This window comes from Mycobacterium sp. NTMscope_MAC_12 (assembly GCF_976985675.1).
The window spans coordinates 3,266,273-3,285,740 of sequence record NZ_CDRJYY010000001.1 but is presented as its reverse complement, the minus strand read 5'-3'; the positions used below and the strand labels follow the sequence as shown (position 1 = coordinate 3,285,740).

Annotated in this window: 17 protein-coding genes; 6 read left to right on the top strand and 11 right to left on the bottom strand. The window is 66.9% G+C overall.

Features of this window, described 5'->3' with window-relative positions; translation table 11 throughout:
* Window positions 1–151 precede the first annotated feature (151 nt).
* From AC0KS4_RS14780 to AC0KS4_RS14765, 4 genes are all read right to left on the bottom strand, one after another.
* Window positions 152–532, bottom strand: coding sequence for a hypothetical protein (locus AC0KS4_RS14780; RefSeq protein ID WP_225328607.1), 381 nt, complete (start codon window positions 530–532; stop codon window positions 152–154).
* Between the two features lie 221 nt (window positions 533–753).
* The gene (locus tag AC0KS4_RS14775; RefSeq protein ID WP_472408518.1) at window positions 754–2,367 is read right to left on the bottom strand and encodes a wax ester/triacylglycerol synthase family O-acyltransferase; all 1,614 of its coding nucleotides are present in this window, start codon (window positions 2,365–2,367) and stop codon (window positions 754–756) included.
* Between the two features lie 223 nt (window positions 2,368–2,590).
* Window positions 2,591–2,773: a DUF6307 family protein gene (locus tag AC0KS4_RS14770; protein ID WP_238956264.1), complete on the bottom strand. Its 183-nt coding sequence runs from the start codon at window positions 2,771–2,773 to the stop codon at window positions 2,591–2,593.
* Window positions 2,774–2,895: 122 nt separating this feature from the next.
* Window positions 2,896–3,657, bottom strand: a complete 762-nt coding sequence (locus AC0KS4_RS14765) for a TetR/AcrR family transcriptional regulator (protein ID WP_238956263.1) — start codon at window positions 3,655–3,657, stop codon at window positions 2,896–2,898.
* Between the two features lie 366 nt (window positions 3,658–4,023).
* On the opposite strand from AC0KS4_RS14765, the gene gap reads away from it, so the two are divergent.
* The 6 genes from gap (at window position 4,024) to AC0KS4_RS14735 (ending at window position 11,373) form a co-directional block, all read left to right on the top strand.
* On the top strand, window positions 4,024–5,043 hold the full coding sequence (gene gap / locus AC0KS4_RS14760; protein ID WP_238956262.1) for a type I glyceraldehyde-3-phosphate dehydrogenase: 1,020 nt from the start codon (window positions 4,024–4,026) through the stop codon (window positions 5,041–5,043).
* A 3-nt stretch (window positions 5,044–5,046) separates the two neighbouring features.
* Window positions 5,047–6,282, top strand: coding sequence for a phosphoglycerate kinase (locus AC0KS4_RS14755; protein ID WP_014380462.1), 1,236 nt, complete (start codon window positions 5,047–5,049; stop codon window positions 6,280–6,282).
* The gene (tpiA, locus tag AC0KS4_RS14750) at window positions 6,279–7,064 is read left to right on the top strand and encodes a triose-phosphate isomerase (RefSeq protein ID WP_238956261.1); all 786 of its coding nucleotides are present in this window, start codon (window positions 6,279–6,281) and stop codon (window positions 7,062–7,064) included. The genes AC0KS4_RS14755 and tpiA overlap by 4 nt, the downstream gene beginning before the upstream one ends.
* A 30-nt stretch (window positions 7,065–7,094) precedes the next feature.
* Entirely contained in the window at window positions 7,095–7,328 is a 234-nt protein-coding gene (secG, locus tag AC0KS4_RS14745) for a preprotein translocase subunit SecG (RefSeq protein WP_065027059.1), read from the top strand.
* Between the two features lie 108 nt (window positions 7,329–7,436).
* Window positions 7,437–10,253 carry a phosphoenolpyruvate carboxylase gene (gene ppc, locus AC0KS4_RS14740; RefSeq protein ID WP_238956260.1) on the top strand — a complete coding sequence of 939 codons (2,817 nt, stop codon included), beginning with the start codon at window positions 7,437–7,439 and terminating at the stop codon, window positions 10,251–10,253.
* A gap of 130 nt (window positions 10,254–10,383) precedes the next feature.
* The gene (locus AC0KS4_RS14735) at window positions 10,384–11,373 is read left to right on the top strand and encodes an aldo/keto reductase (RefSeq protein ID WP_238956259.1); all 990 of its coding nucleotides are present in this window, start codon (window positions 10,384–10,386) and stop codon (window positions 11,371–11,373) included.
* 11 nt (window positions 11,374–11,384) lie between these two features.
* Here the strand turns inward: AC0KS4_RS14735 and AC0KS4_RS14730 are convergent, their stop codons facing one another.
* From AC0KS4_RS14730 to tkt, 7 genes are read right to left on the bottom strand one after another with little or no spacing between them, the layout of a single operon-like run.
* Window positions 11,385–12,314: a histone deacetylase family protein gene (locus tag AC0KS4_RS14730; RefSeq protein WP_238956258.1), complete on the bottom strand. Its 930-nt coding sequence runs from the start codon at window positions 12,312–12,314 to the stop codon at window positions 11,385–11,387.
* 19 nt (window positions 12,315–12,333) lie between these two features.
* A complete protein-coding gene (locus AC0KS4_RS14725) occupies window positions 12,334–12,732 on the bottom strand; it encodes an ATPase (RefSeq protein ID WP_225328618.1) in 399 nt (132 codons plus the stop codon).
* Between the two features lie 45 nt (window positions 12,733–12,777).
* A complete protein-coding gene (pgl, locus tag AC0KS4_RS14720) occupies window positions 12,778–13,533 on the bottom strand; it encodes a 6-phosphogluconolactonase (protein ID WP_238956257.1) in 756 nt (251 codons plus the stop codon).
* Window positions 13,530–14,441 (bottom strand): glucose-6-phosphate dehydrogenase assembly protein OpcA, encoded by a 912-nt coding sequence (gene opcA, locus AC0KS4_RS14715; protein WP_238956256.1) that lies wholly within the window; start codon window positions 14,439–14,441, stop codon window positions 13,530–13,532. The genes pgl and opcA overlap by 4 nt, the downstream gene beginning before the upstream one ends.
* A complete protein-coding gene (zwf, locus tag AC0KS4_RS14710) occupies window positions 14,438–15,982 on the bottom strand; it encodes a glucose-6-phosphate dehydrogenase (protein ID WP_225328621.1) in 1,545 nt (514 codons plus the stop codon). Before zwf ends, opcA begins: the two co-directional genes overlap by 4 nt.
* Complete coding sequence (gene tal, locus AC0KS4_RS14705) at window positions 15,979–17,100, bottom strand: transaldolase (protein WP_238956255.1); 1,122 nt, start codon at window positions 17,098–17,100, stop codon at window positions 15,979–15,981. Before tal ends, zwf begins: the two co-directional genes overlap by 4 nt.
* 16 nt (window positions 17,101–17,116) lie before the next feature.
* Window positions 17,117–19,216 carry a transketolase gene (tkt, locus tag AC0KS4_RS14700; protein ID WP_238956254.1) on the bottom strand — a complete coding sequence of 700 codons (2,100 nt, stop codon included), beginning with the start codon at window positions 19,214–19,216 and terminating at the stop codon, window positions 17,117–17,119.
* Window positions 19,217–19,468: the final 252 nt, after the last annotated feature.

The following is a 19,468-nucleotide window of genomic DNA, read 5'->3' as shown; positions in this document are numbered from 1 at the left end:
TTCTGTTGAGGACGTTGCGCGCTCGTCAGCGGTGACGACCGAATGCGTGTCAGTGGTGTGCATCATGTTCGTGCATCTTTCTGTTCGTTGAAGGCAGTTGCTGTTTGGTTGGGTCCTGAACCGCGTGCCGGGCCACCTCGAACGGTGTGCGCTAGTCCGGATGGCGGATAGTCGCGCGCTTGAGCCGGCGATTGTTCATCGGATCGTGTGTCGACTTCTGGTGTTCGAGCTGCCGGCTCAATTCGCGCTTTGCATCGCACAGAGCACGGGTGATGTCCGGGTTTTCCGCGACTGCTACGAGCAGTGGATGGCCGGGAAGGGTTGTGCGCAACGTGATGCGCTGTTCCTTGCCGCCGCGGTCCTGCAGGGTGACTTCGATGTCCACATCTTTCGGATGCCATCTGCCTAGCTGCGCCTCGAGCGTGGACAACGTCTGTGTGACGTGGAGACGCTCCTTCGCGAGAAAGCCTGCGCCCACATGGATCACGTTCTCGCGGAAAGTGTTTCGCTTTGCGTGGTCAGAGTTCCTCATGGTGGCCTCATTCCGGGTGTCAGGTTCCGAGGGTCTTGATCTGAGTTGGTCGACGCGTGGCCAGACGAATGTCATGCTGGCCGGCGACCGAAACGGCCAGGCCCAGGGCGGTCACAATGCCGATCGTGAGAACCAAAGTGCGGTGTGCTGCGGCGAACTCGTGAACGCCGATGACCAGTTTCCGGACTAGAACTCCAGTAAACGCCCCGTCAGACCGGTTGTCAACGCTGTGGGCCTACGGCGTGGGGCTGTCCTTCGAGGAAGTGGGCTATGCCGGCATTTCGTGCCGCGAGGCCGCGGTCGCGCCGGCCTGCTTCGCCCCCGGCGAATTGCGTTGTGGCAGTGCCATTCATGGCGGGTTCCGGCTCGCTGGAGCGGGATAAAACTGCGCCCTGGCCGGACTTTTCGTCGGCGGCGATTTTCAGTTCACCGACCACGTCTTCGATGCAGGTCGCGATCGATGCGACGTCATCGACGTTATCGGGACACGCGACGATGCCGACAGCCAGGGTGGAGCTGTAGGACACGGCGGTGATGTTGAGATTTGAGCCCTCAAACAGCGGGGCCAGGGCGTGAATTCCCAGGACATGCGCTCCGGCGCAATAGATTTCGTCGCGAGGGCCCGGAACGTTGGAAGCGATGACATGAGCCACTGGCGAGTGGAATCGCGACAGTTGCAGACCGGTGTACACACCCATCACCCAGCCGATGACGACCGGTGGAACGAGATCGATGACATCGGCGAGATTGACGGGCCGCACTGCCCGTCGCCCGTCCTTGATCCTGGATGTCGCATCGTGAATGTTGGCCAACTGCTGTGCCGGATCGGCCAGATCCACCGGCAATTTGACGACAACAGGCGACCAACTATTGGACGCGTCGCCGTCGACACCGCGTGTCGAGATCGGCATCATGGTGCGCAGCGGATGACTGGGCACCGTGTCGTGGCTTGCCAACCATCGGCGCAGCGCCGATGTCGTTGCGGTGAGGAAAACATCGTTCACAGTGACGTCGAACGCGGCGGTGATGGCGCGCACATCGTCCATGGCCACCGCGGCGAACGCAACGCTACGTCGCGCGGTGAGTGGGGCGTTCAGCAGCGTGCGCGGCGAACTGTCGTCCTCCTCGGAATCCGAACCGTCGGACCGTTGCGGTCCGGCGCCCGGGAGGAGTTGGCGTACCGATCTCAGCGCGGTTCCTATCGTCGACTTCACCGCGACGGGACCCAGCCTGACGGCGATCCGAATGCCCACAGCGGTGTTGGCGGCGACCTCGTCGACCACGTCCCACACCCTGGTGGCCGCACCGGGCACCGTGGCCTCGGCCCGCTCTGGTGCCACCGCGAATTCAGCGGCGGCATCGACAGTCATCAGTTCGGGCAACATCGACGTCACTGCGCCCACACCGTCGGTAATGGCGTGGGAGAACTTGATCAACACCACCAATCTGCCGTCGGCGAGACCCTGCACGACCCAGGCGTCCCACAGCGGGCGGTCGCGGTTCAAAGGCTGCCCATGCAACTCGCCGATAAGGGTGGTCAACTCCCGCATGGTGCCGGGTTGGGCCAGCCGCACACAATGCAGATGGCTTTGGACATCGAATGCGGGGTCCTCGATCCATGACGGCTGGCCCAACCCGAAGGGCCTGGTGAGCAGACGCTGCCGGAAGCCCGGCATCGTCGCAGTGCGCTGAGCCAGCAGCTTGCAAATCGCGTCGGCGGTCACTGCGCCGTTCGCCTCGGGGTCGCAAAACAACACGGCCGTGACGTGGGTGGGCATCACTGATGTTTCGCCGTGCAGCGTGACACCGTCCAGGCCGGTCAATCGTTTCATCATGCTGCTCCGTCCGTATATCCGAGAGTCAGCTCAAAGCTTGGCTCGCGGCTTTTCGCGCCGCGCTCAGCAGCGACGGCCAAAGCGCCCGGCCGCAGGGTGATTCGTGATCCCCGGAACCGTCTGCCAAATTCGTGCGGGCGGCACTTCGGTCAGGGCGAAATGAACGCGCACCAACGGCAATCCGTGCGGTCGCCGCTGTGTTGAAGCCCAGCCGGGCCGTCGCTCAGCGCACCTTTTCGGGGATTGAGTTCAACGCAGCCAGGACATGCGCGGCGAGTTTGACCGCCGCATCATTGTTCACCTTGGAGTGCGCGCTTATGGTGTCCGTGACCAGTTGGAGACGAATCTCGTAGGGAGTGCGAAACGTTGTGGGCGCTGCCATCGAATGTCCTTTGTAGTCGAGCATGTTCGCTCGCAACCGAGCTGCTCGATATCGATGAGCGTACGCCGATTCGCGGTCGCCGCGTGCGCGACGAGCGTGCGGATCTTGGGCCCGCCGATTTTGAGAGAGCAGGATCTTCGGATGGGCTACTTCCTCGCGCGTTTGCGGGCCGAGCGCCTTGGCGCCGGCACGGTGGCCGCCAGACCGATGAACAACACATCCAGAGCGCGGTCGAGTTCGGCTGCACCGTCGTAGTAGCCGAGCGCTGGGGCCAGCGCGCGCACCTGAGGGAACTCGGTGATCGCCAGTCGGTGCAACCCGAGGCGCAGCACATCATCGGACTCCTCGGGCCGCTCGACGACCTCCTGCAACTCGGTGAGGATATGGCCATAGAGATAGCCGAAGAGCACCCGGTAAATATGTAGCGCGTCGACTCCGCTGAAGCCCACCGAAGTGAGCAGCGCGACGACGTCCTCCAGTGGCCGTAGCATGCCCGGGGGTCGCTGCCCCAGCGGCGTGGCTAATGGCCGAGTCACCAATAACGGCACCACATTCGGGTGCTCGAGGGCCAGTCGGCGGAAGTCATGTGCCACCGCGCGCAGCTGTCCTGCCCAGTCCGGGTCTGCGGTGTCCACCCGCAATTTGCCCAGCACGATCTCGGCGATGCCGTCGAGCAGCGCCGCCTTGTTCGGCACATGCCGATAAATCACCGTCGGGTCGCGACCCACCTCCTCACTCAGGCGCCGCATCGACAATCCATCCACACCGTCGCGATCGACCAATCGCAACGCGCACCGCAAAACCACCGACCGGCTGACCAGGCCGCGTTCTGGGCGGCTGGCGGCGGACGCGTCCAGTCCATCGCCGGCAGCTGTCGTTTGCTCCGGCAAACCAGCGGAACTCGCCATCGTGGGCGTCCCTTTCCTCCATGTGTTCTACGTGTTTTGCGGCGCCCATCCTAACGCCGCTGGCCAACGTTGTTGACACCCAGCGTGGGAAACGAGTGCGGGGGTCTGCAAGGGCTTCCACCCGGAATTGCAGGCTCGTCACGGCGCGCCCGCCCGGGCCGAAGCCGGGCTGGACCCGCAACCGCTCGGGTGATGTTGCGCACAGGTTGTGGCGTCTACCGATGGCCATCCTGCAAAGGCGATGGTCCACACTCTTACCGGCGCGCCAACCGAGTGTGTCGCTGATCTAGGCTGACCAGAGGCAGTGTCCGCGGACATGCAAAAGACATCGATGAAGACGGCTCAGGAAACACAGAGGAGAGACAAGTGACGGTCCGAGTAGGTATCAACGGCTTCGGTCGAATCGGGCGGAACTTCTACCGGGCCTTGCTGGCTCAACAGGAGCAAGGCGCCGCTGATATCGAGGTGGTCGCGGTCAACGACCTCACCGACAACGCCAGCCTGGCGCACCTGCTGAAGTTCGACTCCATCCTGGGCCGCCTGCCGCACGACGTCACCCTCGAGGGTGACGACACCATCGTCGTCGGCAACGCCAAGATCAAGGCGCTGGAGGTCAAGGAAGGCCCGGCGGCGCTGCCCTGGGGCGACCTGGGCGTCGACGTCGTCGTCGAGTCCACCGGCATCTTCACCAACGCCGCCAAGGCCAAGGGCCACCTGGACGCCGGCGCCAAGAAGGTGATCATCTCCGCGCCCGCCACCGACGAGGACATCACCATCGTGCTCGGCGTCAACGACGACAAGTACGACGGCAGCCAGAACATCATCTCCAACGCGTCGTGCACCACGAACTGCCTGGGGCCGCTGGCCAAGGTGCTCAACGACGAGTTCGGCATCGTCAAGGGCCTGATGACCACCATCCACGCCTACACCCAGGACCAGAACCTGCAGGACGGCCCGCACAAGGACCTGCGCCGCGCCCGCGCCGCCGCCCTGAACATCGTGCCGACCTCCACCGGCGCGGCCAAGGCCATCGGCCTGGTGCTGCCCGAGCTGAAGGGCAAGCTCGACGGCTACGCGCTGCGGGTGCCGATCCCCACCGGCTCGGTCACCGACCTGACCGCCGATCTGAAGAAGTCCGCCACCGCCGACGAGATCAACGCCGCGATGAAGGCCGCCGCCGAGGGGCCGATGAAGGGCATCCTCAAGTACTACGACGCGCCGATCGTCTCCAGCGACATCGTCACCGACCCGCACAGCTCGATCTTCGACTCCGGTCTGACCAAGGTGATCGACGACCAGGCCAAGGTGGTGTCCTGGTACGACAACGAATGGGGCTACTCCAACCGCCTGGTGGACCTGGTCGCCCTGGTCGGCAAGTCGCTGTAACCCGTGGCCGTCCACACGCTCAAAGACCTTCTCGGCGAGGGGGTTTCGGGCCGAGGCGTGCTGGTGCGCTCGGACCTGAACGTGCCGCTCGATGACGGCAAGATCACCGACCCCGGGCGGATCACCGCCTCGGTGCCGACGCTGAAGGCACTCGTCGAGGCGGGCGCCAAGGTGGTGGTCACCGCGCACCTCGGGCGTCCCAAGGACGGGCCGGACCCGAAGCTGTCGCTGGCGCCGGTCGCCGCGGCGCTCTCCGAGCAGCTGGGCCGCCACGTGCAGTTGGCCGGGGATGTCGTCGGTACTGACGCGCTGGCCCGCGCCGAGGGGCTGACCGATGGCGACGTCCTGCTACTGGAGAACATCCGCTTCGATGCCCGCGAGACCAGCAAGGACGACGCCGAGCGGCTCGCCCTCGCCCGCCAGCTCGCCGAATTGGTCGGGCCCACAGGCGCTTTCGTCTCCGACGGCTTCGGCGTGGTGCATCGCAAGCAGGCGTCCGTGTACGACATCGCGACCCTGCTGCCGCACTACGCCGGCACGCTGGTGGCCGAGGAGATCCAGGTGCTCCAGCAGCTGACCAGCTCCACCAAACGCCCCTACGCCGTGGTGCTCGGCGGGTCGAAGGTGTCCGACAAGCTCGGGGTCATCGAGTCGCTGGCCACCAAGGCCGACAGCATCGTCATCGGCGGCGGCATGTGCTTCACTTTCCTTGCCGCGCAAGGCTTTTCAGTTGGCAAGTCTCTGCTGGAGACCGAGATGGTGGACACCTGCCGGCGGCTGCTGGACACCTACGTCGACGTGCTGCGGCTCCCGGTGGACATCGTGGTGGCCGACAAGTTCGCCGCCGACGCGACACCGCAGACCGTCGCCGCCGACGCCATCCCGGACGACCTGATGGGTCTGGACATCGGGCCCGGATCGGTCAAACGGTTCGCCACCTTGCTGTCCAACGCCGAGACCGTCTTCTGGAACGGGCCGATGGGCGTGTTCGAGTTCCCGGCGTTCGCCGCGGGCACCAAGGGCGTCGCCGAAGCGATCGCCACCGCGACCGGCAAGGGCGCCTTCAGCGTGGTCGGCGGCGGGGACTCGGCGGCGGCCGTGCGCGCGCTGGGCATCCCGGAAGGCGACTTCTCGCACATCTCCACCGGTGGGGGAGCGTCGCTGGAATACCTTGAGGGCAAGACGCTTCCGGGTGTCGAGGTACTGGACCGTCCGCAACCGACTGGAGGCGCAGCGTGAGCCGCAAGCCACTGATCGCCGGCAACTGGAAGATGAACCTCAACCACTTCGAGGCGATCGCGCTGGTGCAAAAGATCGCGTTCGCGCTGCCGGACAAGTACTACGACAAGGTCGACGTCACGGTGCTGCCGCCGTTCACCGACCTGCGCAGCGTGCAGACCCTGGTCGACGGCGACAAGCTGCGGCTGACCTACGGCGGGCAGGACCTGTCCCAGCACGACGCCGGCGCCTACACCGGCGAGGTCAGCGGCGCCTTCCTGGCCAAGCTGGGCTGCACGTTCGTCGTCGTCGGGCACTCCGAGCGCAGGACGTACCACCACGAGGACGACACCGTCGTCGCCGCCAAGACCGCCGCGGCGCTCAAGCACGAACTGACCCCGATCGTCTGCATCGGCGAGCACCTTGATGTCCGCGAGGCCGGAAACCACGTCATTCACTGCGAGGAGCAGCTGCGCGGGTCGCTGGCCGGGCTCTCCGCCGAACAGATCGGCAAGGTCGTCATCGCCTACGAGCCGGTGTGGGCGATCGGCACCGGGCGGGTGGCCAGCGCCGCCGACGCCCAGGAGGTGTGCGCGGCGATCCGCAAGGAGTTGGCGTCCCTCGCCTCGCCGAAGGTCGCCGAGGCCGTGCGGGTGCTCTACGGCGGCTCGGTCAACGCCAAGAACATCGGCGAGCTCATCGCCCGCGACGACATCGACGGCGGTCTGGTCGGCGGGGCGTCGCTGGACGGCGAGCAATTCGCGACGCTGGCGGCCATCGCCGCCGGTGGGCCCCTGCCGTGATGCGGCGTCGGCACCGGTAGGCTGGCCGTCATGCAGTTGGCTTTGCAGATCACGCTGGTCGTCACCAGCATCCTGGTGGTGCTGCTGGTGCTGCTGCACCGCGCCAAAGGTGGCGGCCTGTCCACGCTGTTCGGTGGTGGCGTCCAGTCCAGCCTGTCCGGGTCCACCGTGGTGGAAAAAAACCTGGACCGGCTGACGTATTTCATCACCGCCATCTGGCTGGTGTGCATCGTCGGCATGGCGCTGCTGATCAAGTACCGCTGACCGCGCCTCGCCACAACGCCGAGTGTGAAATCTACGACGCGACCCGCAGGCGATGCGTCGTGAATTTCACTTTCGCCGCGAACGAGCACCGCGTCGATACTGGGACGCATGGCTGACGCCTCCGAAGTCTCCGACAGCACGCTCGAACCCATCGGCGCCGTCCAGCGCACCCTGGTGGGGCGCGAGGCGACCGAGCCGATGCGGGCCGACATCCGCCTGCTGGGCGCCATCCTGGGCGATACCGTGCGCGAGCAGAACGGGAACGAGGTCTTCGAGCTCGTCGAACGCGCCCGGGTGGAATCGTTCCGGGTGCGGCGCTCCGAAATCGACCGGGCGCAGATGTCCCAGATGTTCGACGGTATCGACATCCACCAGGCCGTCCCGGTCATCCGCGCGTTCAGCCACTTCGCGCTGCTGGCCAACGTCGCCGAAGACATCCACCGCGAGCGCCGCCGCGCGGTCCACATCGCCGCCGGCGAACCGCCGCAGGACAGCACCCTGGCCGCCACCTACGCCAAACTCGATGAGGCACAACTCGATTCGGGCACGGTTGCCGACGCGCTGAAGGGCGCCGTGGTCGCCCCGGTGATCACCGCCCACCCCACCGAGACCCGCCGGCGCACCGTCTTCGTCACTCAGCACCGGATCACCGAGCTGATGCGGCTGCACGCCGAGGGGCACGCCGACACCGACGAGGGTCGCAACATCGAACTCGAGTTGCGCCGCCAGGTCCTCACGCTGTGGCAGACCGCGCTGATCCGGTTGTCCCGGCTGCAGATCACCGACGAGATCGAGGTGGGTCTGCGCTACTACGCCGCCGCGTTCTTCAAGGTGATCCCGCAGGTCAACGCCGAGGTCCGCAACGCCCTGCGGGCCCGCTGGCCCGACGCCGACCTGCTGAACGGGCCGATCCTGCAGCCGGGGTCCTGGATCGGCGGGGACCGCGACGGCAATCCGAACGTGACGGCCGATGTGGTGCGCCAGGCCACCGGCAGCGCCGCGTTCACCGCACTGGCGCACTACCTGGCCGAGCTGACCGCGCTGGAACAGGATCTGTCGATGTCGGCGCGCCTGGTCTCGGTCACCCCCGCGCTGGCCGAACTGGCCGAGGGCTGCGGCGAGAAAGCCCGCGCCGACGAACCGTACCGGCGGGCGGTGCGGGTGATCCGCGGCCGGCTCAGCGCGACGAGCGCCGCCATCCTGGACCGCACGCCGCAGCAGGTGCTGGATCTGGGGCTGCCGCCGTATGAAACCCCGGCCCAACTGGGGGCCGATCTCGACACGATCGACGAGTCGCTGCGCGGCCACGGCAGCGCGCTGCTGGCCGACGATCGCCTGGCGCTGCTACGAGAAGGCGTGCGGGTCTTCGGGTTTCACCTGTGCGGCCTGGACATGCGGCAAAACTCCGACACGCACGAAGAGGTGGTCTGCGAGCTGCTGGCGTGGGCCGGCGTGCACCCGGACTACCGTTCGCTGCCCGAAGACGAGCGCGTCGAGCTGTTGGCGGCCGAGCTGGGCACCCGCCGCCCGCTGGTCGGGGACGACGCGCAGCTGTCCGACCTGGCCCGCGCCGAGCTCGGAGTGGTGCGCGCGGCCGCGCACGCCATCAAGCGCTACGGACCGTCCGCCGTCCCCAATTACGTGATCTCCATGTGCCGTTCGGTCTCCGATGTCCTCGAGGCCGCGATCCTGCTCAAAGAGGCGGGGCTGATCGATGCGTCCGGGGATGCGCCGTACTGCCCGGTGGGCATTTCCCCGCTGTTCGAGACCATCGACGATCTGCACAACGGCGCGGCGATCCTGCACGCGATGCTGGAACTTCCGATCTACCGGGCGCTGGTGGCCGCCCGCGACGACAGCCAGGAAGTGATGCTCGGGTATTCGGACTCCAACAAGGACGGCGGATATCTGGCGTCCAGCTGGGCGGTGTACCGGGCCGAGCTGGCGCTGGTGGAAGTGGCGCGCAGAGCCGGAATCCGGTTGCGGCTCTTCCACGGTCGCGGCGGCACCGTCGGCCGCGGCGGCGGGCCGAGCTACGAGGCGATCCTGGCGCAGCCGCCCGGCGCGGTGAACGGCTCGCTGCGCCTGACGGAGCAGGGCGAGGTGATCGCCGCCAAATACGCCGAACCGCAAGTGGCGCAACGCAACCTGGAAAGCCTGCTGGCCGCCACGCTGGAGTCCACGCTGCTGGACGTCGAGGGCCTGGGCGACGCCGCGGAACCGGCGTACACGGTGCTCGACGAGGTGGCCGTGCTGGCCCAGCGCGCCTATGCCGAATTGGTGCACGACACACCGGGTTTCGTCGACTACTTCATGGCCTCCACACCGGTCAGCGAGATCGGCTCGCTGAATATCGGAAGCCGTCCGACGTCCCGCAAACCCACCGAGTCGATCTCGGACCTGCGCGCCATCCCGTGGGTGCTGGCGTGGAGTCAGTCGCGGGTCATGCTGCCCGGCTGGTACGGCACCGGGTCGGCATTCGAGCAGTGGATCGCCGCGGGGCCGCAGAGCGAGTCCGAGCGGGTGGGCATCCTGCACGACCTGTACCAGCGGTGGCCGTTTTTCCGCAGCGTGCTGTCCAATCTGGCTCAGGTGCTGGCCAAGAGCGACCTCGGCCTCGCGGCTCGCTACGCCGAATTGGTCGACGACGAGGAGTTACGGCGCCGGGTTTTCGACAAGATCGTCGACGAGCACCGGCGAACCATCGCCATGCACAAGCTGATCACCGGGCAGGACAACTTGCTCGCCGACAACCCCGCGCTGGCGCGGTCGGTGTTCAACCGCTTCCCCTATCTCGAACCGCTCAACCATCTCCAGGTGGAGTTGCTGCGCCGCTACCGCTCCGGCGACGACGACGAACTGTTGCAGCGCGGGATTTTGCTGACGATGAACGGGCTGGCCAGCGCGCTGCGTAACAGCGGCTGACGACGCGCGCACTTTCCGCGCTGACCACCGGTGTTGCGGCACGTGGTGTCGGCCTCGTTATGGTTGAGTCGTGGCTTGCCTGCGCGGGCCGCGCACGCAGGGACGACTATCCAACGGGGGAGGTTGGCATTTGAAATCCATCACATTCGGCAAGTCGGGGCTTGAGGTTTCCCGGTTGGCCTTTGGTACCTGGGCGTTCAGCAGCGACTGGGGCCAAGCCGACGAGGACGCCGCGATCACCATGATCCATCGCGCGCGTGACCTGGGGATCAACTTTTTCGATACCGCCCAGCAATACGGGTTCGGGGAATCCGAGTGCATCCTCGGCAAGGCCCTTAGCGCCGATTTCGCGCGGGCCCGCGACGAGCTGGTGATCGCCACCAAAGGCGGGTTGCGCAAAACCGAAACCGGACTGGTCCGCGACGCCAGCCGTGAGTACCTGCGCAGTGGTGTCGAGTCCAGCCTCCGCGCGCTGGGTGTGGATTACATCGATCTCTACCTGGTGCACTGGCCGGATCCCACGACTCCAGCGGCCGAGACGGGTGAAGCGCTCGCAGAACTGGTGTCGGAGGGCAAGATTCGGCACGTCGGTGTGTCGAACTACGACACGACCCAGATAGAGGAACTCTCGGCCACGCTTCCGGTGGAAGCGGTGCAGCCGCCATACCACCTGTTCCGCCGTGACATCGAATCCGACCTGCTGCCCTACTGCCACGCCCACGACATCGGGGTGATGGTGTATGGACCGTTGGCGCACGGCCTGCTCACGGGAACCATGAAGCCCGACACCAGCTTTGCCGCCGGCGACTGGCGCGGCAAGAGTCCCATCTTCACCGGCGAGGATTATCTGCGCAACCTGAAAGTCGTTGATGACCTGAGCCATTTGGCCATCGATCTCGGCGTCACGACGAGCCAGTTGGCCATCGCCTGGACGCTCGCGCAACCCGGCGTGCACACCGCCATCATGGGCGCGCAACACGTCACCTACCTGCAGGACAGCGCCGGTGCGGCCGACGTCACGCTGACCGACGCGGACCTGGCCGCGATCGAGGACATCATGAAGTCGGCGACGCCGGTCGGCGGCCCGGCCCCCGAGATGCACGAGAAAAAGGCGAGCTGACCGGGGAGGGCTCAGCCTTTCATCAGCTCGCCGACGTGCGCGGTGACCGAATCGGCCAAGGCTTGCAGGTCATAACCGCCTTCGAGCACCGCCACCAGCCGGCCGTCGCACAGGTCCTCCGCCGACTTCATCAATTCCCTGGTGACCCAGGCGAAGTCGTCGGTCGTCATCGTCAGTGAGCCGAGCGGATCGCGCTCGTGTGCGTCGAACCCGGCGGACACGATGATCAGTTCGGGCGAAAAGGCGTGCAGCGCGGGCAGTATCCGGTCGGCAAAGGCGGCGCGCAGTTCGGCGCCGCCGTCGCCGGGCGCCAGCGGCGCGTTGAAGATGTTTCCGACCCCGGTTTCCCGCACCGCACCGGTGCCGGGAAACAGCGGCATCTGATGCGTCGACGCGTAGAGCACGCTCGGGTCGTTGTAGAAGATCTGTTGCGTCCCGTTGCCGTGGTGGACGTCGAAATCGACGATGGCGACCCGCATCAGCCCGTGTTTGCGCTGTGCGTGGCGCGCGCCGATGCTGATGTTGTTGAACAGGCAGAAGCCCATGGCGCGCTCGGTTTCGGCGTGATGGCCCGGGGGCCGGCACGCGACGAACGCGTTTTGCACGTCACCGGCCAGCACCTGGTCCACCGCTCGCAGCGTGGCGCCCACCCCGCGCAACGCCGTCTCCCACGTCGAGGGCTCCATCATGGTGTCGCCGCCGTCGAGATAGACGTAGCCGTGCTCGGGACGCGCCGCCTCCAGCGCGTCCACGTAGCGGTTGGAGTGCACGTAGCGCGTGGCCCCCGGATCGGCCGGCTCGGCCGTCTCGCGCACCAGCGCGTCGAACTGGGGCCGTCGCAGCGCCGCTTCCACCGCGCGGTAGCGGTCCGGCCGCTCCGGATGCCCGGGGGCGGTCCGATGGGCGGCGAAGGCGGAATGGTGCAGCAGCAACGTGGCCATCAGGGTTCCCGACGGCCGCCTATTGAGCGGTCCGGTTGCGCAGCCTGTCCATCAGACCGCGCACCGCGTGCTCGGTGATCGACAGCGGCGACATCATGGTCTCGCCCACCTTCACCATCTCGTCGATCCGCGCGACGATGGCTTCCACGGGTTCGACCAGCACGATCAACCGCTTGGCCAAGTCGTCCAGGCTCGCCATGGTGCCGTCCAGGTGGTCCAGGCCGGCTTCCAGGCGTTCCACCGTGGCGTTCAGCGCTGACAGGGAACTGCTGAGCTCTTTCATGGTGTTGCTCAAACCGTCGAGGACGTCTTCGACCTGCTCCACCGTCTTGTCCGCGTTCAACGCGGCCTGGGTGAGCGTCTTGATCCGGCTTCGCTCTTGCCCCCCGCGCACGGTTCTGTCTGCCATGACCGCCATTATGACCCGGACGGGACCGCCGGGAACCCCGCGGCAGGAATCGCGTCAGGCCACGCCGGACGGGTCCGACGGCAGCTTGGACGCGGCGTCCTCGTCGAGCAGCCACAGCGTGGTGTCCAGCCCGATCGCCCCGGCGGCCGGCACCGAGACCGGTGCGGCGCCACCGATGGCCGCCGCCGCGGCGTCGGCCTTCCCCTTGCCCGACACCATCAGCCAGACTTCGCGGGAACGCGCAATGGCGGGCAGCGTCAAGGTGATTCGTTGCGGCGGCGGCTTGGGGGAGTCGTCGACCGATACCACCATGCGGGTGGTTTCGAGCACGGCCGGGGTGTCCGGGAACAGCGAGTTGATGTGGCCCTCGGGCCCCATGCCCAGCAGGTGCACATCGAAGTTCGGCACCGGCTGACCGGGCGCGGCGTTGGCAGCCAGCAGTTGCTCGTAGGCCAGGGCCGCCGCGGCGAGATCGCCGCCGAATTCGCCGTCGCTGGCCGGCATCGGGTGCACCTGGCTGGACGGAATGTCCACATGGTCGAGCAACGCGGCCCGCGCCTGCTTGTCGTTGCGTTCGTCGTCGTCCTCGGGGACGTAGCGTTCGTCGCCCCAGAACAGGTGCACCTTCGACCACTCGATGGGTCGGTCCACGAGCGACTGCAACAGCCCGATGCCGTTGCCGCCGCCGGTCAGCACGACGAGCGCGCGCCCCCGGGCCGCGACGGCGTTCGCGATGGTGTCGGTCAGTCGCGTGGCCGCCGCGGCGACCAGGGCCTGGCTGTCCGGGAAGATTTCGATGCTGGTGCTCACACGTATTGCACTTTCTCAATGCCTTCCAGCGCGGTTTGGTAAATCTCGTCGGGATCCAGGCGACGCAGGTCTTCGGCGAGGCACTCGCCGGTTTCCCTGCGCGCCAACGGAAGCAGGGCGTCCGGCCGCGACGTCCGGCTCAGCGTGGCCGTCCTGCCTTCTTGCGGGCGGCTCAACACGATGGTCTCGCTGCTGCGCGTCAATTCGATCTTGAGCTCGCCGACCGCCCGGCGCACCGGGCCGTCGATCCGGCTGGCCAGCCACCCCGCCAGGACGTCGAGGGCCGGTTCGGTGGCCAAACCGGACACCAGCGCCGACTCGATCGGTTCGTGCGGCGTCAAGTCGACCGCGGAGGTGAGCAGCGCCCGCCAATAGGTGATGCGCGCCCAGGCGAGATCGGTGTCACCCGCGGTGTACCCGGGCAGTCGGCTCTTGATCGCCGCCAGCGGGTCGACCCCGTTGGTCGCATCGGTGATGCGCCGAATCGCCAACCGGCCCAACGGATCCTGTGCGGGGACCGCCGGCGCGACGTCGGGCCACCAGGCCACCACCGGAATGTCGGGGAGCAGGAACGGGGTGACGACGCTGGCGGCGTGGCCGGACAGCGCGCCCGAGAGCCGCAGCACCACGACCTCGCTGGCGCCGGTATCGCCGCCGGCGCGTAGCTGTGCGTCCAAGCGGGGCTTGTCCGCGTACGGATTTCCCCTCATCGTGACGATGATCCGGCTGGGGTGTTCGTGGCTGGCGTCGTTGGCCGCCTGCAGCGACTCCTCGAGGATCTCCTCGCTGTCCGGCGCGATGATCAGCGTCAGGACCCGGCCCATCGCGACGGCGCCGACCCTCTCGCGGAGTTCATCGAGTTTCTTGTTGACGGCGGTGGTGGTGGTGTCTTCCATATCGATTATCACGGGCGCCGCCATTCCCGGCCCGTGCGGTGCAGCATCTCGAACGCCGAGTCCGGGCCCCAGGTGCCCGCCTCGTACGGCTCGGGCTTGCCGCCGGCCGCCCAGTTATCCAGCACGGGATCGAGTATCTGCCAAGCCAATTCGACCTCTTCATTGACCGGAAACAGCGACGGCTCACCCAGCAGCACGTCAAGGATCAACTGTTCGTAGGCCTCCGGCGATTCCTCGGCGAACGCCGAGCCGTAGGAGAAGTCCATGTTGACGTCGCGCACCTCCATCGCGGTGCCCGGCACCTTGGAGCCGAACCGCAGCGTGACGCCCTCGTCGGGCTGCACACGGATCACCATGGCGTTGGTGCCCAGTTCGTCGGTCATGGTCGCGTCGAACGGCAAGTGCGGTGCGCGCTTGAAGATCAGGGCGATCTCGGTCACCCTGCGGCCCAACCGTTTTCCGGTTCGCAGGTAGAAGGGCACGCCCGCCCAGCGGCGGGTGTCCACCTCGAGCGTGATGGCGGCGAACGTCTCGGTGGTCGAGTCCTTGGCGAATCCCTCTTCGTCGAGCAGCCCGACCACCTTCTCGCCGCCCTGCCAGCCCGCGGCGTACTGGCCGCGGCTGGTGGTCTCGTCGAGCGGCTCGGCGAGCTGCGTCGCCGAGAGCACCTTGATCTTCTCGGCCTGCAACGCCCTGGGGCTGAAGCTGACCGGCTCTTCCATGGCGGTCAGCGCCAGCAGCTGCATCAGATGGTTCTGGATGACGTCGCGCGCGGCGCCGATACCGTCGTAATAGCCGGCGCGGCCGCCCAGGCCGATGTCCTCGGCCATGGTGATCTGCACGTGGTCGACGTAGTGCGCGTTCCAGATCGGGTCGAACAGCTGGTTGGCGAACCGCAGCGCCAGGATGTTGCGGACCGTCTCCTTGCCCAGGTAGTGGTCGATCCGGAACACCGACTCCTCGGGGAAGACGGCGTTGACGGACTGGTTCAGCGCCTGCGCGCTCTCCAGGTCGTGGCCGAACGGCTTCTCGATGACCACCCGGCTCCACCGCTCGCCCTGCGGGCGGGCCAGGCCGGACCTGTGCAGCTGATCGCACACGACCGGGAAGGACTTCGGCGGGATGGCCAGATAGAAGGCGTGATTGCCGCCCGTGCCCCGCTCGGCGTCCAGCTTGTCCAGGGTCTCGGCGAGCCGGCCGAACGCCTCATCGTCGTCGAAAGCGCCTGGCACGAAACGGAATCCCGCGGCCAGCCGCTCCCAGTTCTCCTCCCGGAAGGGAGTGCGGCAGTGTTCCTTGACAGCCTCGTACACCACCTTGCCGAAATCCTGCGTGCTCCAATCCCGGCGGGCGAAGCCCACCAGCGAGAAGCTGGGCGGTAGCAGCCCGCGGTTGGCCAGGTCGTAAATGGCGGGCATGACCTTCTTGCGCGCCAAATCGCCGGTGACACCGAAAATGACCATCCCGCACGGCCCCGCGATGCGCGGCAGCCGCTTGTCGCGCTTGTCCCGTAACGGGTTATGCCATTGTTGCGCGGTGCGGGCTGGGCTCATTTGGAGGCGGAACCCAGCTGCTTCTGCGTTTCCTCCAGCAGCTCGGTCCACGAATCCACGAACTTCTCCACGCCCTCGTCCTCCAACACCCTGAAGACGTCGGTCAAGTCGATGCCGATCTGGTCCAGCTTGTCGAACACCGCCTGGGCATCCCCGGCGGTGCCGGTGACCGTGTCGCCCTTGATGTCGCCGTGGTCGGCGACCGCGTCAATCGTCTTCTCCGGCATGGTGTTCACCGTGTTGGGCGCCACCAGCTCGGTGACATAGAGGGTGTCGGAGTAGTCGGGGTTCTTGACTCCGGTCGACGCCCAGAGCGGGCGCTGCACCCGGGCCCCGTCGGCCTTGAGCGCCTGGTAACGCTCGCCGCCCTCGAACACCTCCCGGTAGGCCGCGTAGGCCAAGCGGGCGTTAGCGACCCCGGCCTTGCCGAGCAGCGCCTTGGCATCGTCGGACCCGATCTTTTCCAGCCGCTTGTCGACCTCGGTGTCCACCCGGGACACGAAAAACGATGCGACGGAATGGATCTTGGACAGATCATGTCCCGCCTCACGCGCCTTCTCCAGGCCGGCCAGGTAGGCGTCCATCACCTGGCGGTGCCGCTCGACGGAGAAGATCAATGTGACGTTGACCGAAATGCCTTCCGCCAGAACGGCGGTGATCGCCGGAATGCCGGCCTTGGTCGCCGGAATCTTGATGAACAGGTTCGGCCGGTCGACGATCTTCCACAGCTCGACGGCCTGCGCGGTGGTCTTCTCGGTCTCGGCGGCCAGCCGCGGGTCGACCTCGATGGACACCCGTCCGTCGACGCCGTCGGAGGCCTCCCACTCCCGCTTGAGCACGTCGCACGCGTTGCGGACGTCGTCGGTGGTGACGGTGCGGATGGTGGCATCGACGTCGGCGCCGCGCTCGGCCAGTTCGGCGATCTGGCCTTCGTAGGAATCGCCCTCCGCCAACGCCTTCTGGAAGATCGACGGGTTGGTGGTCACGCCGACGACGCTCTTGGTGTCGATCAGCTCCTGCAGGTTGCCCGACTCCAGTCGCTGACGCGACAGGTCATCGAGCCAGACGGATACGCCGGCGGCGGACAGCGCCGCCAGATTCGGGTTCTGAGCGGTCATGTGAATTACCCTTTCCTCAGTTATCCACTACTTGTTCCGCGGCGGCAGCGACGGCTTCGGCAGTGAAGCCGAATTCACGGAATAAGGTCTTGTAGTCGGCGGATTCGCCGTAGTGCTCGATCGAAACGATCTTCCCGGTGTCACCGACCAGCTTGTGCCAGCTCTGCGCGACGCCGGCCTCGACGGCCACCCGGGCCGACACCGACGGGGGCAGCACGCTGTCGCGGTAGTCGTCGGGCTGGGACTCGAACCATTCGACGCACGGCATGGAGACCACCCGCGCGACAATGTCCTTGTCCGCCAACAACTTCTGCGCCTCGACGGCGAGCTGGACCTCCGAGCCGGTCGCGATCAGAACCACGTCGGGGTCCTGGCCGGCCTCCTCACCGTCGGAGGCCAGGATGTAACCGCCTCGGGCGACACCGTCGGCGCTGGTGCCCTCGAGCACCGGCACGCCCTGGCGGGTCAGGATCAGCCCCACCGGGCCGCTGCCGTTGCCTCGGGCCAGGATCGTGCGCCAGGCATGCGCGGTCTCGTTGGCGTCGGCCGGGCGCACCACCGACAGCTTGGGGATGGCGCGCAACGCCGCGAGGTGCTCGATCGGTTGGTGGGTGGGCCCGTCCTCGCCGAGCCCGATGGAATCGTGCGTCCACACGTAGATGGTGTCGATGTCCATCAGTGAGGCCAGCCGCACCGCGGGGCGCATGTAGTCGGAGAACTGCAGGAACGTGCCGCCGTACGCGCGGGTGGGGCCGTGCAGCACGATGCCGGACAGGATCGCGCCCATCGCGTGCTCGCGAACACCGAAGTGCAGTGTGCGCCCATACCAGTCGGCGGTGTAGTCCTTCGTCGAAATGGACGGCGGGCCAAAGGATTTGACGTCATCCATGGTGGTGTTGTTGCTGCCCGCCAGGTCGGCCGAGCCGCCCCACAGCTCGGGCAGTTTCGGCCCCAGCGCGGAGAGCACCTTGCCGGAGGCCGCGCGGGTGGCCAGGTCCTTGGAGCCCGGCTCCCAGTGCGGGATGTCGGCATCCCAGCCGTCGGGCAGTTCCTCGGCGGTCAACCGGTCCAGCAGCGCTTTGCGGTCGGGCTCGCGCTGCACCCAGGCGTCGAAATCCGCCTGCCACTTCTCGTGCGCCTCCTTGCCGCGGTCGACCAGCTTGCGGGCGTGGGCGATCACCTCGTCGCGCACCTCGAAGTTCTTGTCCGGGTCGAAGCCGAGGATCTTCTTGACGGCGGCGACCTCCTCGTCGCCCAGCGCCGCGCCGTGCGCCTTGCCGGTGTTCATCAGCTTCGGCGCGGGATAGCCGATGATGGTGCGCAACTCGATGAACGACGGCCGGTCGGTGACGGCCTTGGCGGCCGCGATGGCCTCCTCGATGGCGACGACGTTCTCGCCGCCCTCGACCTTCTGCACGTGCCAGCCGTAGGCCTCGTAGCGCGCGGCGGTGTCCTCGCACAACGCGATGTTGGTGTCGTCCTCGATCGAAATCTGGTTGTGGTCGTAGAAAACGATCAGGTTGCCCAGTTGCTGGACGGCCGCCAGCGACGAGGCTTCCGAGGTGACGCCCTCTTCGATGTCGCCGTCGGAGGCGATCACGTAGATGAAGTGGTCGAACGGGCTGTTGCCCGGGGCGGCGTCGGGGTCGAACAGGCCGCGTTCGTAGCGGGCGGCCATCGCCATGCCCACCGCGGATGCCAGGCCCTGCCCGAGCGGGCCGGTGGTGATCTCGACGCCCTTGGTGTGCCGGAACTCCGGGTGCCCGGGGGTCTTGGATCCCCAGGTGCGCAGCGACTCGATGTCGGAGAGCTCCAAGCCGAAGCCGCCCAGGTACAGCTGCAGGTACAGCGTCAGGCTGCTGTGCCCGCAGGACAGGACGAACCGGTCGCGGCCCAGCCAGTGGGCGTCGCTGGGGTCGTGGCGCATGGTCCGCTGGAACAGCGTGTACGCCAGGGGGGCCAGGCTCATCGCCGTCCCGGGGTGGCCGTTGCCGACCTTCTGCACCGCGTCGGCGGCCAGCACCCGAACAGTGTCGACGGCAGCCGAGTCGAGTTCGGACCAGTCGTCCGGGAGATGCGGTTGGGTCAGCGTGGAGATCTCTTCGAGTGTCGTCACAGACTCAGTCCTTGGGTCATCGAGCTGATCAATCCCACCCTAGTGCGGGAGGGCCGGCTCTTGCAGAGCAGGATTTCGGGTACCCGCGGCCGGCAGGTGTGAAAATTACGCGTCCGTCGAAAGCCATTAACATTCAGTTCGGAAATCTGGGAAAAGTCTGCGGGAACCGACCCACGGGCGAGGCATCGCCGCTACTCGGTCTACCATCGTCTGTAGTAGATGCTGCGCGCCGCTGCGACCCCGAGGAGTTAT